The sequence below is a fragment of the Vibrio sp. D173a genome, assembly GCF_030248475.1.
The window spans coordinates 1-542 of sequence record NZ_JAHGAH010001535.1 but is presented as its reverse complement, the minus strand read 5'-3'; the positions used below and the strand labels follow the sequence as shown (position 1 = coordinate 542).

Below are 542 nucleotides of genomic sequence, written 5' to 3'. Positions count from 1 at the left end.
TGATTGGGGATAATGTTCAGCGTACTGCTCATGAACGGATCATGACAGCTCATGAAGTATTTTTGCCAATCGATGAGTATGACAATCTACTTGAGTCTTTAGATTTTGCTTGCCATAACCTAGAACACGAGACGATTCGTAAACTGTTGTTAGATGCACCTACAGGATTCAAGCCTACTGATGGCATTGGCGATCTAGTTTGGAATGCTTCTAGCTCAACACAACAAGTGGTAGAGAATTAATGATAGGCCAGTAACTCAGTTGCTGGCCTTTTTTATTGTCTTTTGTGTTGTAAATAAGCACGTGAGGCAAAAACACTTGGCCTTCAAAAGAAGCTTTTTTTCAGCTCTGATCCTCCTACCTGCTACCTGTCTTGATCTTCCACTACAGTTTTGACTGTAAACTGTAGTAAAATTACGCTAATTTGTTTTTATACCGATTTATTTTGAATTGAACGAGGTCAGTCCTATGTCAGCTAAGAAGCCTATGGCTCTAGTGATTCTTGACGGTTACGGTCACCGTGAAGACACTGCAAACAACGC

The 542-nt window shown here is 40.6% G+C and carries 1 pseudogene; it reads left to right on the top strand.

Annotated elements, in window-relative coordinates:
- Window positions 1-242 (top strand): annotated as a pseudogene (locus KIV40_RS34570) (polysaccharide biosynthesis protein); the annotation flags it as partial.
- Window positions 243-542: the final 300 nt, after the last annotated feature.